Source organism: Halomonas ventosae (assembly GCF_004361885.1).
Classification (GTDB): Bacteria; Pseudomonadota; Gammaproteobacteria; order Pseudomonadales; family Halomonadaceae; genus Halomonas; species Halomonas ventosae_C.
Map to the genome: position 1 here is coordinate 107,058 of NZ_SNWH01000007.1, position 12,331 is coordinate 119,388.

Consider the following 12,331-nt stretch of genomic DNA (forward strand, 5'->3'; position numbering starts at 1 on the left):
TCTTCATGCAGGACAAGATGATCGAGACATTCAACGAGCAGACTCGTCAATTCTTCGAGCCGATGCGCAAGCTCAATTCGCTGATGCTGAGCAACATGGAGAAGATGGCCCATTACCAGATGGAGTCCATGAAGCGCTACAGCCAGATGGGCACCGAGCGCATGCGGGACGCCAGCGAAGTCAGTGATGCCGAGAGCATGCGCGACTTCGGTACGCGTCAGGCGGAGATGATGAATGAGCTCTCCAAGCAGATGCTCGAGGACGCCAAGGCGATGAGCGAGATGAGCCTGGAGTTCAAGGCTGAACTCGAGAAGCTCTATGCCGAATCCGGCAAGCAGCTCGCCGAGCAGGCTGAAAAGGCCGGTCAGGCCGCCAAGGGCGAGACAACGAAGTCCGGCGAGAACTCCGATGAGCCCGCTAAGGCCAACAGCCAGTCGACGTCACGCAAGCGTTGATATCGCATTACTCTGGTGGCGTGCTGTCCGGTACCCGATGACGAGTGCCGGGCAGTGTCGTTGTGGGCCATAGTGTCGTTGTGGGCGCGAGGCGATAGTGTCTTTGTGGGCCATGTCTTGCCTGGCGCAAGTTGATGCGATGCTAGCCGTAGATGGCCGAGGGCCGGTGCCTGGCTGTCAGGCATACCGACCTTCATGATGAAGGCCTTCATGATTAACAGGAGAGGTCAATGCAGTCAGCGGTGCAAGCACCGACACCGAACGAGCTCGAGGCGTGGCATGGCCGGCTCGTTGTGATCGGCGAGGAGTACAAGGCCCTGATGCAGGATCTGCTGGAGCGCATGGTACCCAGCGATGCTGCGGAATCGGTCTATGAAGACATGCATCAGAGCTTCCAGGCCGGTGCCCAGTCGCTGATGCAGAATCCGCCCCTGCTATGGCAGGCCCAGTCCCGGCTGCTACAGGATCAATACCAGCTGTGGTTGCAGTCGCTGCGTGGCCTCGCTGGTGAAGAGGTCGAGCCGCTGATCACACCAGACAAGGGCGATCGCCGCTTCAAGGACGATGCCTGGCGCGACGATCCTTATTATCGGGCGATCATGCAGCAGTACCTGCTGTTCTCGCGCATGGTGGAAGAGCTGATCGAGCGCCTGGATGGCCTCTCGGAAGACCAGAAGCGCAATCTCAGCTTCTACGCGCGCCAGCTGGTCAACGCCATGGCGCCAACCAATTTCGTCGCCACCAATCCCGAGGTGCTGCGCAAGACTATTGAGACCCGCGGCCAGAACTTGGTCGAGGGCCTGGCCCGGCTGCGCAAGGATCTGGCCAACTCCGCCGAGGGACTCAATGTCACCATGACCGATCGCAGCGCCTTCGCGATCGGTGAAAACATCGCCGTCACCCCGGGAGCGGTGATCTATCAGAATGAGCTGATCCAGCTGATCCAGTACACGCCCAGTACCGAGCAGGTCTACAAGACCCCGCTGCTGGTGGTGCCGCCCTGGATCAACAAGTACTACATCCTTGACCTTCGTCAGGATAACTCCCTGGTGCGCTGGCTGGTGGAGCAGGGACACACCGTCTTTCTGATCTCCTGGCGCAACCCTGGCCCCGAGCAGCGTGACCTGACCTGGGCCGATTACATGCAGATGGGGCCCATCGCCGCTATGGAGGCCATCGAGCAGGCCACCGGCGAGAAGTCGGTCAACCTATTGAGTTATTGCATTGGCGGAACTCTGGCCGCCTCGACCGTGGCTTACCTGACCAGCACCCGGCGTGGCCGCAAGGTCAAGTCGGTCACCTACATGGCCACCCTCCAGGATTTCCGCGACCCAGGCGATATCGGTGTCTTCCTCTCCGAGCGGGTGCTCGAGGGCATCGAGGCTCAGCTAGAGCGCGATGGCTATCTCGACGGTCGGGTCATGGCTTACTCCTTCAACCTGCTGCGCGAAAACGACCTTTTCTGGTCCTTCTACATTAACAACTACCTGAAAGGCGATGCACCAGCACCCTTCGACCTGCTCTATTGGAATACCGATGGCACCAACCTGCCGGCGGGTACGCATGCCTGGTACTTGCGGCACATGTACATGGAGAACCGCCTGGTCCAGCCGGGTGGCATCGAGCTCGACGGGGTCAAGATCGATCTGCGCAAGATATCCACGCCGAGCTATTTCATCTCCACCAAGGAGGATCACATCGCCAAGTGGAACAGCACCTATTACGGCGCCTTGTTGCCCAAGGGGCCGGTCAAGTTCGTACTGGGCGGCTCCGGCCATATCGCCGGGATTGTCAATCCGCCCAGCAAAAACAAGTACGGCTACTGGACCAATGATGCGCTCCCGGAGACTCATGAGGAGTGGCTCGAGGGTGCCGAGCAGCATGAGGGCTCCTGGTGGCCGCACTGGCAGGCGTGGATGACCGAGAATGGCTATGTGGACACCGAGAAGCTGGTGCCGGCACGCCAACCCGGTGATGGTGAGCTGGAGATCCTCGAGCCGGCTCCGGGGCGCTATGTGCGCATGACCATTCCCGAGGTGCTGGGAGAAGCCTCGACTTCGTCGGAAACCTGAAGCTGAAAGTGCGGCGCTCCGCGCCTAGAAGCTTGAAGAGAACCCCTCGTAGCCTGGCTGCGGGGGTTTTTTATGTTCCAGCGGAAGCCCTGGCTTCGAGCTTACGGCTTCCGGCGCAGCTGGAGTCCCGCCAGCACCATTAGGGCGGCGAGCAGCCAGGTTGGCCAACTGCCGGTGCGGGTGAAGGGGGTGAGGCCTTGCATGGGGGTAACCTCGCCGACGAGGACTGCGGTCTCGAACTGCGCTGTCCTGGCGATGACCTTGCCTCGTGCGTCGATCAGCGCGGTGACACCGTTGCTGGTGGCGCGCACCACCGGGCGGCCGTTCTCCAGCGCCCGCAGGCGGGCCATCTGCAAGTGCTGCAGCGGGCCGAGGGAAGCGCCGAACCAGGTGTCGTTAGAGAGCGTGAGCAGCAGCTCGGCGTCGCGGGCCCGCGCTGCCACCAGGTCGGCATAGATGATCTCATAGCAGATGGCATTGCCGATGGTTAGCCCTCCGACGCGGATTGGCGCCTGGTCGGCGGGGCCCGGGACCATGGTCGGTGCCGGCAGGTCGAAGAAGGCGATGGCGCCGCGCAGCAGGCTCTCCAGGGGCAGATACTCGCCGAACGGGACCAGGTGGGCCTTGCGATACTCGCCTTCCACGTCGCCACGGCCGATGACGCTGTTGTAGTAGCGTCCGTCGTCACGCTGCAGGATGCCGGTGAGCAGGGTGGTATGCGCTGGAAGGCTGGCTCGGGCACGCTCGAGGTAGGGGGCGGCCTGGTCCTCGAACATGGGCAGGGCGGCCTCAGGCCAGATCACCAGGTCGACGTTATCATCGAGCTCGCGGGTCAGCTCAAGGTAGGTGTCGATGGCGCGACGCTGCCCTTCGGGAGTCCACTTGATCAGCTGGGGGAGGTTGCCCTGGAGCAGGGCAACCCGCACCGGCTCGCCGGCGGGTGTCGTCCACTGGGCAGGCAGGGCCAGTGGCACCAGCCACAGTGCGGCGAGCGGCGCGGCGGCCCAGGCGCGGCGTCGAAGGAGCTCGACGCCGAGGCTGCCGGTGAGGGCGGTGATCAGCGTCAGCAGGTAGACCCCGCCCACCGGCGCCCAGGGGGCGAGCGGCGCATCCACCTGGGCAGTGCCCAGCAGCAGCCAGGGGAAACCGGTGAATAGCCAGGTGCGCAGCCACTCCCCCAGCACCCAAGCGCCCGCGAAGCTCAGCGCTGCCAGGCGCGGCCCACACAGCCACCGGTAGAGCCAGAAGGTGAGGGCGAAGAACAGCGCCAGGCCGGCAACGAACAAGCCCGTTAGCAACAGCGCCAGGGGCACCCCGGTGTAGCCGTAGTCATGGATCGAGACATAGACCCAGGAGGCCCCGGAACCAAACAGACCCAGCCCGTAGCACCCGCCGCGTAGGGCCGCCTGGCCGGGTCTCAGGGACGGCAAGCCGAGGTAGACCAGGCCGGCAGCCACCGGGCCCAGCCACCAGAGCGAGAAGGGCGCAGTACTCAGGGTAGTGAGGCAGCCGGCGACCAGCGCCGCCAGGCAGCCCGCTACCATCTTCAGTCGAGCGTCAGCCATGCAGTCCATCCGTGGTCATCAGGTGGTGGCGTCACTCCTCGGCGTCTTGCTCGCAGGGCTCGGCCTCGAGCAGGCGAATGCGGCGGTTGTCGGCATTGAGAACGGTGAAGCGCCAGCCGCCGATCTCGGTGTGTTCACCGCGCCCTGGCAGGTGGCCGAAACGCTGCATCACCAGGCCGCCCAGGGTATCGAACTCGTCGTCCGAAAAGCGGGTACCGAAGCGATCGTTGAAATCCTCGATGGTGGTCAGGGCACGGATCGCATAGCGATCCTTTGCCAGTTCGCGGATATCGATCTCCTCGTCGATGTCGTGTTCATCCTCTATTTCGCCGACGATCTCCTCGAGGATGTCCTCGATGGTGACGATGCCCGCCGTGCCGCCATACTCGTCTACCACCACCGCCATATGGTTGCGGGTATCCTGGAACTCCTTGAGTAGGCTGTTGAGACGCTTGGATTCGGGTACGAACATGGCCGGTCGCAGCACCTCGTCGAGCTGAAAGGGTACGCCATTCTGCTGGCCGCCTTGCAGCAGCGGCAGCAGGTCCTTGGCCAGCAGGATTCCCTTGACCTCATCGAGGTTCTCACCGATCACCGGATAGCGGGAATGGCCGGTCTCGAGTATCACCGGCAGGTACTCCTCGAAGGGCTGGTCGAGGGCGATGGCGGTGATCTGGGAGCGTGGGATGAGGATCTCGCGCACCTGCTGGTCGCTGATGTTCAGGGCGCCCTCGATGATCATCATGGCGTCCTGATCGAGCTTGAGGCGGGCGCCTGCCTGGCGCAGGAACTCCAGCAGTTCGTCGCGGGAGCTGGGCTCGTCGTTGTCGCTGGACAGGGCACTGAACAGCTTGTCGAGCCAGGACTTGCTACCCTGGCTGCTCGATCGGTCTTCGCTCATGCGTCAGCTCTCTCGTCCTCGGTGTCGGAATCGCGATTCGACGGCGCATAGGGATCGGCAAATCCCAGCGACGCGAGTATCTCACGCTCGAGGGTCTCCATGGCCTCGGCTTCGTCGTCCTCGAGATGATCATGCCCCAGCAGGTGCAGGGTGCCATGGACCACCATGTGAGCGTAGTGAGCATGCCGCGACTTGTCCTGCTCCGCCGCCTCGCGGACCACCACCGGGTGGCAGATCACCAGATCGCCCAGTAGTGGCAGGCTGACCCCAGGCGGGCTCTCGAAAGGGAAGGAGAGCACGTTGGTGGATGCATTGCGGTGGCGATAGCGGTGATTGAGGGCCTGGCTCTCGGCCGCGTCGACGAAACGAATGGTGAGCTCGTGGCGAGGCTCGTCGGCCTGGCGCCCCAAGACCGCGGCCACCCACGCCTCGAGCTCGGCCTGGGAAGGCAGGCCGTCGGCCACAATGGTCACCTGACGGTCGATGAGCGGCAGGTTCATGAGTCGACGTGCCCCGGGGCGTCATGGCGCTGCTTGTCCTGGCGGACGCGCTCCAGGCGTTCCTGACGCAGGGCCTCGCGCTCCTCGCGGTGGGCGCGCTCGGAGGCCTCCTCTTTGGCCTCGAAGTGGTCATAGGCCTCGATGATGCGCTGCACCAGTGGATGGCGCACCACGTCTTTGGCGGCGAAGTGGGTGACGCCGATACCCGGGGTTCCCTTGAGCACCTCGAGCACCTGGATCAGCCCCGAGGTCTGCCCGCGCGGCAGGTCGACCTGGGTGACGTCGCCGGTGATCACTGCCGTGGAGCCGAAGCCGATGCGGGTCAAAAACATCTTCATCTGCTCGCGGGTGGTGTTCTGGCTCTCGTCGAGGATGATGAAGGCGTTGTTGAGGGTGCGCCCGCGCATGTAGGCAAGCGGGGCGATCTCGATCACCTGACGCTCGATCAGCTTGGCCACCTGCTCGAAGCCGATCATCTCGTAGAGGGCATCGTAGAGGGGGCGCAGGTAAGGATCGATCTTCTGGGCCAGGTCGCCGGGCAGGAAGCCGAGCTTTTCGCCCGCCTCCACGGCGGGGCGCACCAGCAGGATGCGGCGCACCTCCTGCTGGTTGAGGGCCTCCACCGCGGCGGCCACGGCGAGGTAGGTCTTGCCGGTGCCCGCCGGGCCGATACCGAAGTTAATATCGTGGGCGCGGATGCTCTGCACATAGCTCTGCTGGTTGAGGCCGCGGGGCTTGATCAGGGTGCGCGGGGTGCGCAGCAGCACCTCATCATCCGGCTCGCCGCTTGTCTCCTCGTCCAGCGCCTCCAGGCCCGACTCCTGCAGGAAGAGATGCACGGTGTCCGGATCCAAGTCGCTGGCCTCGGTCTCGCGGTAGAGTTGTTCCAGCACGTTGGCGGCCGCCTTGACCCGCTGGGTGGGGCCGGCGAGCTGGAAGATGTTGCCGCGGTTGCGAAGCGTGATGCCAAGCCGCGATTCGATCAGCTTGAGGTGCTCGTCACGCTGGCCGCAGAGGTTGGCGAGGCGACGCGGGTCGTTGGGCTCAAGGTTCAGGGTAATGATGCGGTTGGCCGGAGAGGATGGCTGGCTCAAGACAGAGGAATCCCTGCAGGATGAATGTAGTGTCAGCTTACTGCCCCGGTGGTGACCGGGGCAACGCATACACCGCAGAGAAGGGCTCAGCGCTGATCCATGGCAAGCCTCAAGCCTGCGGCTGAGACCCTCGAGGCGGCGATGAGGCCATTGCTGGCTCAGAGGCGTGCTCATCGGCTCGGCTCACCCGCTGGCACGCATGTCGCGTCAGTCAGTAGGCCGCCGGCGAGGCGAGCTCGCCGCGCAGCGAGTTGGGCAGCGCCTCGCTGATCTCCACATCGACGAAGAGACCGATCAGCTCGAAGGGATTGGCGGCAGGGAAGTTGACCACGCGGTTGTTCTCGGTGCGCCCAGAGAGCTGGCCCGGATCCCGTGGCGAGAAGCCGGTGACCAGAATGCGCTGAGTGGTGCCCACCATGCGCCGACTGATCTGCATCGCCTGCTGATTGATACGCTCCTGCAGGATTGCCAGGCGCTGTTTCTTGACGCTTGGCGGGGTCTCGTCGGCAAGGCTGGCTGCCGGCGTGCCGGGACGCGCCGAGTAGACGAAACTGAAGGAGTGGTCGAAGCCGATACGCTGGATCAGCTCCATGGTGGCCTCGAAGTCTGCCTCGGTCTCGCCGGGGAAGCCGATGATGAAGTCCGAGGAGAAGCTGATATCCGGGCGCAGCGCACGGATGCGCTCCAGCTTCTCGACGTATGCCTCGACACGGTGGCCGCGCTTCATCGCCGCCAGGATGCGGTCGGAGCCAGCCTGAACGGGGAGGTGCAGGTGGCTGACCAGTTCGGGAATCTCTGCGTAGGCCTCAATCAGGCTGTCGGAGAACTCCACCGGGTGGGAGGTGGTGAAGCGGATGCGGTCGATACCCTCCACCGCCGCCACGCAAGCGATCAGCTCGGCCAGGTCGATCTCGTCGCCGAGGCGGTTCTCGCCGCGGTAGGCGTTGACGTTCTGCCCCAGCAGATTGATCTCTCGCACGCCCTGATCGGCGAGGTGGATCACCTCGTCCATCACCGCCTCGAAGGGCCGCGAGACTTCTTCGCCGCGGGTGTAGGGCACGACGCAGAAGGTGCAATACTTGGAGCAGCCCTCCATCACCGAGACGAAGGCGGTGGCGCCGTCGGCGCTGGGCTTGGGCAGATGGTCGAACTTCTCGATCTCGGGGAAAGTGACATCGACCACCGAGATCTGGTCGTTATGCCGCGAGTCGAGCATCGATGGTACCCGATGCAGGGTCTGCGGGCCGAACACCATGTCGACATGGGGAGCACGCTTGCGCAGCGCTTCACCCTCCTGACTGGCCACACAGCCACCGACGCCGATCACCAGGTCGGGCTTGGCTTGCTTGAGCTTCTTCCAGCGGCCGAGCTGGTGGAAGACCTTCTCTTGGGCCTTTTCACGGATCGAGCAGGTGTTGAGCAGCAGGACGTCGGCATCGTGCTCGTCGTCGGTGAGCTCGAGCTGGTGGGATTCGCCGAGCAGATCCGCCATGCGCGCGGAGTCGTACTCGTTCATCTGGCAGCCATGTGTCTTGATGAAGAGTTTCTTCGCCATAAGAATAGGTCGCGGCAACTGGCGCGACGATGCACCGGTGGATGAGCATTGGGTTTGCAAGTGGCCGAATGACCACCTCTGACAAGGCGATTCATTATACGCCCCGGCCGCCTTCGGGGCCAGCCGCCGCCAGCAGCGGCTGTGGTATTCTGTGCCCCTTATACGGCACGGGCGGGGCGTGCCCTGGTCAGAAAGTGAGCGGCAGCGGCGCAGGGCGTCAGGCATGCCGACTGACAGGAGCTTTTCAGCGGTTTTCCCGAGGGTTATCCACCGTCGCTGTGGACAAACCCATACCACGAACATCAGCATCGCCGCCGTGGCCCGCAGAACCGCCCCCCAGCGGGCGATCCATGTGCAAGAGCCGCGACGCGCGAGGCTTGGACAGCCAGGATAACGCATGACGATACAAAGACTCAGAACCCTGACACTGGGCGTGGCGCTCGCCACGCTCTCACCTCTGGCGCTTGCCCAGCAGGCCGACGGTGCCGCCTGGGTCTCTGACGAGCTCACCACCTACGTCCGCAGCGGCCCCACCGACGGCTACCGAATCATTGGCACCCTGACCGCCGGCGAACCGGTGACGGTTCTGGAGACCAGCGGTGACTACAGTCGAGTGCGGGATTCTGAGGGCGATACCGTCTGGGTGCTAAGCAGTGAGCTTCAGGATACTCCCAGCGCTCAGCAACAGCTGCCGGCGCTGGAAGCTCGGGTGGAGGAGCTGACCGAGAAGCTTGCCAATATCAATGACACCTGGCAGAACCGGACCGCCTCGATGACCGAGACCCTGAAGGTTCGCGAGCAACGCATCGCCGAGCTCGAGGCTCGCAATGCGGCGCTCGAAGCGGAGACCGAACAGTCGCGCGCCACCATCCGCGCGCTCCAGGCGCGTCTGGACACTCAGGAAGAGGATCTGCTGATGCGCTACTTCATGTACGGTGGTGGGGTGGCGGGGGCCGGCCTGCTGGTGGGGCTGATCGTGCCTCATCTGCCACGGCGGAGGCGCAAGCGCGATCGCTGGTTCTGACGCCGTTTCGGCGGGAGGAATGATGGACAACGAATGGCTGCAACGCTGGCGCCAGGGGCGCATCGGTTTCCACCGGGATCGCCCCCACCCGGTGCTGGTTCGTCACTGGCCTGACCTGGGGGTTCGCGCCGGTACCAAGGTACTGGTACCGTTGTGTGGCAAGAGCCTCGACATGCGCTGGCTGGCGCAACATGACCATCCGGTGCTGGGCATCGAACTGGCCGGGCAGGCCATCGAGGCGTTCGTCGCCGAGGGCGTGGGTGAAGTAACCCGCTACCGCCAGGCCGATTTCGACATCTGCCGCCAGGGCAGCGTGGAGCTGTGGTGCGGCGACTTCTTTCACTTCCATATCCAGCAGGCAGCGGATATCGGCGCCTTCTATGACCGCGCCGCGCTGATCGCGTTGCCGCCGGCCACCCGTCAACGTTATGCCTTCCACCTGGCCCAGCTGATCCCTCCCGGCGCCCGAGGACTGTTGATCAGCCTGACGCGTGGTCCGGGTGATGACTGCGGCCCGCCGTTCAGCGTCCCCGCTGAGGAGATTCACGAGCTGTTTGCGCCCAACTTCCGCCTTACCCACCTGGAGGATGGCAAGCCCGAGGCCAACGGCTTTCGCGAGAGCGCCTGGGCGCTGGAGCGTCGTGGCCCGCTACCGCTGCGTGGCACCGGGGCCGTGCGCTCGGGGTCGAGCCGCAGGTAGTGAGGGCTGGCGCAGCCGACCAGTCAGCCCGTCGCGAGAAGCAGGGCGCAGGCGCCCAGGACATGACGACGTTGCATGAACAATCTCCCGATGGTGGCAGGGCCTTGATGAGTGTGGTGCAGGGCCTCGAGTGAAACCTGCGGCCCGAGAGGCGGGGAAACGCTGCGACGCGCCGTTGTGTGAGCGCTACACTACAGGGACAGTTACAGGAGCCGCGACATGATCCGCCCCGCCACTCTGGAGGAGATCCCGCAGCTTGTCGACATCTGGCTGCGTGCCTCGATGCGTGCCCACGACTTCATCGCCGACGCCTACTGGGAGTCCCGCGTCGAGGCCATGACGCGTGAGCACTTGCCGCGGGCACAGGAGCTTGAGGTGCTGGAAGTCGAGGGCCGGGTGATCGGTTTCACGGCGCTCAACGGCGATCACCTCCAGGCGCTATTCATCGATCCGCAGGTGCAGAGCTACGGCTACGGTTCGCGGCTGATGGCTCACGCCATGGCCGGTCATGAGCGACTGACCCTGCATGTCTTCACTCGCAACGTGCGCGCCGTCTCCTTCTATCGGCGGCTGGGTTTTCATCTTGTCGATGAGTGTCAAGACCCGGAGACCGGAGAGCGACAATCGTGCATGGCCTGGTCACGCTGAGCGGATGGCGACGCTGCAGCGTGGTCCGCCATGTGTCCTGCCAGGCAGGGTCCTGAGTCTCGCGGGGCTTTGGTAGAATCCCCGACTCACGCGATCGCCTGCCCACCCTGATGACGGACGACCCCATGACCGAAACGACCCGCGACTTTATGATCGCGCCCTCGATCCTCTCCGCTGACTTTGCGCGGCTGGGCGAGGAGGTGGATGACGTGCTCGCCTCCGGGGCCGACATCGTCCATTTCGATGTGATGGACAACCACTATGTGCCTAACCTGACCATCGGGCCCATGGTCTGTGAGGCGCTGCGCAAGCACGGTGTCAGCGCACCCATCGACGTGCATCTGATGGTGCGTCCGGTGGATCGCCTGATCGGCGACTTCATCGACGCCGGAGCCAGCATCATCACCTTTCATCCAGAGGCCACGGACCATATCGACCGCTCTCTGCAACTGATTCGTGACGGGGGCTGCCAGGCGGGTCTGGTGTTCAATCCAGCCACGCCACTCTCTTATCTCGACTACGTCATCGACAAGCTCGACATGATCCTGCTGATGAGCGTCAACCCCGGCTTCGCAGGGCAAGCCTTTCTGCCCAGGACGCTCGACAAGCTGCGCGAAACGCGCCAGCGTATCGCCGCTTCGGGTCGCATGATCCGCCTGGAGGTCGATGGTGGCGTGAAGGCCGACAACCTCGCCGAGATCGCCCACGCCGGCGCCGATACCTTCGTGGCCGGCTCGGCGATATTCAAGCAGCGCCGCGAAGATGACCCGCATCGCTACGACAGCGTGCTCCGCGATTTCCGCACGCAGCTGGCCAGTGTTCAGGGCATGCCGTGACGGAGACGTTTTCCGCTGCGCTATGGCACCTCTACCTGGTGGAAACCGCCGGCGGCGCCCTCTATACCGGCATCACCACCGACGTGGCCCGACGCCTGGCCGAGCACCGGGCCGGTCGTGGCGCCAAGGCGCTGCGCGGCAAGGGGCCGCTGGTGCTCTGCCACCAGGAACCCGTCGGCAGCCATAGCGAGGCCTTGCGCCTGGAGGCACGCCTGAAACGCCTGACCGCCTCGGCCAAGCGCGCCTGGCTGGCTGAGCGCAAGGTGATGATGTCACCCTCACCGCAAGGCAAGAGGTCTCATGCACCGCATACTCCATGATATCCGCCTGATCACCTTCGACCTGGACGGCACCCTGGTCGATTCCGTACCCGACCTGGCGATGGCGGTGGATGCCGCCCTCGCCGATCTCGACCTGGCGCCGCCCGGCGAGTCCCGGGTCCGCGACTGGGTGGGCAACGGTTCGCTCAGGCTGATAGAGCGCGCCCTGGGCGATGCCTTGGGGCAGGACCCTGATGCGGCGCTGCTGGTCCGGGCCCACCAGGGCTTCCTCGACCACTATGGTCGCGCCCCCAGCGCCCATACCCGGCTCTATCCCGGAGTGCGCGAGGCGCTGGACGGCCTGCGCGACCGCGGGCTGCCCCTGGCGCTGGTGACCAACAAGCCCAGCGCCTTCATCGCGCCGATCCTCGAGGCCTTCGGCCTGCAGCGGCATTTCGGCCTCTGCCTGGGGGGCGACAGCCTGACGAAGAAGAAGCCCGACCCAGCTCCGCTGCGGCATGTGGCGGCCCACTTCGGCGTTGCGCCGGCGGCCTGCCTGATGGTCGGTGACTCGCGCCATGACATCGAGGCCGGACGCGCCGCGGGGTTTCGTACCCTGGCCGTGCCCTACGGCTACAATCACGGCGAGTCGGTGCGTGATAGCGCCCCGGATGACGTGGTTGAATCGCTGGCGGAACTCGTTTAACGTGAGTTTGGCTAA

Annotated in this window: 13 protein-coding genes; 8 read left to right on the forward strand and 5 right to left on the reverse strand. The window is 64.5% G+C overall.

Annotated elements, in window-relative coordinates:
- Positions 1–5 precede the first annotated feature (5 nt).
- Positions 6–455, forward strand: a complete 450-nt coding sequence (locus tag DFO68_RS07740) for a phasin family protein (RefSeq protein WP_133483080.1) — start codon at positions 6–8, stop codon at positions 453–455.
- Between the two features lie 230 nt (positions 456–685).
- Positions 686–2,527, forward strand: coding sequence for a class I poly(R)-hydroxyalkanoic acid synthase (gene phaC, locus DFO68_RS07745; RefSeq protein ID WP_133483081.1), 1,842 nt, complete (start codon positions 686–688; stop codon positions 2,525–2,527).
- A gap of 101 nt (positions 2,528–2,628) precedes the next feature.
- Here phaC and lnt read toward each other — a convergent pair whose 3' ends face one another.
- The 5 genes from lnt to miaB form a co-directional block, all read right to left on the reverse strand.
- Positions 2,629–4,092 carry an apolipoprotein N-acyltransferase gene (gene lnt, locus DFO68_RS07750; protein ID WP_133483082.1) on the reverse strand — a complete coding sequence of 488 codons (1,464 nt, stop codon included), beginning with the start codon at positions 4,090–4,092 and terminating at the stop codon, positions 2,629–2,631.
- A 31-nt stretch (positions 4,093–4,123) separates the two neighbouring features.
- Positions 4,124–4,993 carry an HlyC/CorC family transporter gene (locus DFO68_RS07755; RefSeq protein WP_133483083.1) on the reverse strand — a complete coding sequence of 290 codons (870 nt, stop codon included), beginning with the start codon at positions 4,991–4,993 and terminating at the stop codon, positions 4,124–4,126.
- The gene (gene ybeY, locus DFO68_RS07760) at positions 4,990–5,493 is read right to left on the reverse strand and encodes an rRNA maturation RNase YbeY (RefSeq protein WP_133483084.1); all 504 of its coding nucleotides are present in this window, start codon (positions 5,491–5,493) and stop codon (positions 4,990–4,992) included. The genes DFO68_RS07755 and ybeY overlap by 4 nt, the downstream gene beginning before the upstream one ends.
- A complete protein-coding gene (locus DFO68_RS07765) occupies positions 5,490–6,587 on the reverse strand; it encodes a PhoH family protein (RefSeq protein ID WP_133483085.1) in 1,098 nt (365 codons plus the stop codon). Before DFO68_RS07765 ends, ybeY begins: the two co-directional genes overlap by 4 nt.
- A gap of 211 nt (positions 6,588–6,798) precedes the next feature.
- Positions 6,799–8,142 (reverse strand): tRNA (N6-isopentenyl adenosine(37)-C2)-methylthiotransferase MiaB, encoded by a 1,344-nt coding sequence (gene miaB, locus DFO68_RS07770; protein ID WP_133483086.1) that lies wholly within the window; start codon positions 8,140–8,142, stop codon positions 6,799–6,801.
- A gap of 397 nt (positions 8,143–8,539) precedes the next feature.
- On the opposite strand from miaB, the gene DFO68_RS07775 reads away from it, so the two are divergent.
- From DFO68_RS07775 to DFO68_RS07800, 6 genes are all read left to right on the forward strand, one after another.
- A complete protein-coding gene (locus tag DFO68_RS07775; RefSeq protein ID WP_133483087.1) occupies positions 8,540–9,166 on the forward strand; it encodes a TIGR04211 family SH3 domain-containing protein in 627 nt (208 codons plus the stop codon).
- A 22-nt stretch (positions 9,167–9,188) separates the two neighbouring features.
- Positions 9,189–9,866 carry a thiopurine S-methyltransferase gene (locus tag DFO68_RS07780; protein ID WP_133483088.1) on the forward strand — a complete coding sequence of 226 codons (678 nt, stop codon included), beginning with the start codon at positions 9,189–9,191 and terminating at the stop codon, positions 9,864–9,866.
- Between the two features lie 219 nt (positions 9,867–10,085).
- Positions 10,086–10,514: a GNAT family N-acetyltransferase gene (locus DFO68_RS07785; protein ID WP_133483089.1), complete on the forward strand. Its 429-nt coding sequence runs from the start codon at positions 10,086–10,088 to the stop codon at positions 10,512–10,514.
- 125 nt (positions 10,515–10,639) lie between these two features.
- Positions 10,640–11,350 (forward strand): ribulose-phosphate 3-epimerase, encoded by a 711-nt coding sequence (gene rpe / locus DFO68_RS07790; RefSeq protein ID WP_133483090.1) that lies wholly within the window; start codon positions 10,640–10,642, stop codon positions 11,348–11,350.
- Positions 11,347–11,670: a GIY-YIG nuclease family protein gene (locus tag DFO68_RS07795; protein WP_243726465.1), complete on the forward strand. Its 324-nt coding sequence runs from the start codon at positions 11,347–11,349 to the stop codon at positions 11,668–11,670. Before rpe ends, DFO68_RS07795 begins: the two co-directional genes overlap by 4 nt.
- On the forward strand, positions 11,651–12,316 hold the full coding sequence (locus DFO68_RS07800; RefSeq protein WP_133483091.1) for a phosphoglycolate phosphatase: 666 nt from the start codon (positions 11,651–11,653) through the stop codon (positions 12,314–12,316). Before DFO68_RS07795 ends, DFO68_RS07800 begins: the two co-directional genes overlap by 20 nt.
- Positions 12,317–12,331: the final 15 nt, after the last annotated feature.